At 47.1% G+C, this 425-nt stretch carries 1 tRNA gene and 1 rRNA gene; both read right to left on the reverse strand.

The features are described from left to right. Window positions 1-157 precede the first annotated feature (157 nt). Window positions 158-233, reverse strand: a tRNA-Glu gene (locus tag NNO04_RS22610). A gap of 85 nt (window positions 234-318) precedes the next feature. Further along, window positions 319-425 (reverse strand): 16S ribosomal RNA (locus NNO04_RS22615); the annotation flags it as partial.

The following is a 425-nucleotide window of genomic DNA, read 5'->3' on the forward strand; positions in this document are numbered from 1 at the left end:
CACCGCTTTTCATTTCTTATTACGGAGAAATGAAACAGTGTGTCGTTTCAATTTTCAGCTTGATCCAGATTTTTAAAGAGCAAATATCTCAAACATGACTCGGAAGTCAGTTTTGAGATATTAAGGCCGGCGACTTTCACTCACACAAACCAGCAAGTGGCGTCCCCTAGGGGATTCGAACCCCTGTTACCGCCGTGAAAGGGCGGTGTCCTGGGCCTCTAGACGAAGGGGACACTGAAGTCTCAATCGCAAGACGCCTTGCTATTTACTTTTTATCAGACAATCTGTGTGGACACTACAAAGGCAGGTTCTTTAAGGTAAGGAGGTGATCCAACCGCAGGTTCCCCTACGGTTACCTTGTTACGACTTCACCCCAGTCATGAATCACAAAGTGGTAAGCGCCCTCCCGAAGGTTAAGCTACCTA

The sequence above is a fragment of the Citrobacter sp. Awk 4 genome (assembly GCF_028069725.1).
GTDB lineage: Bacteria > Pseudomonadota > Gammaproteobacteria > Enterobacterales > Enterobacteriaceae > Citrobacter_D.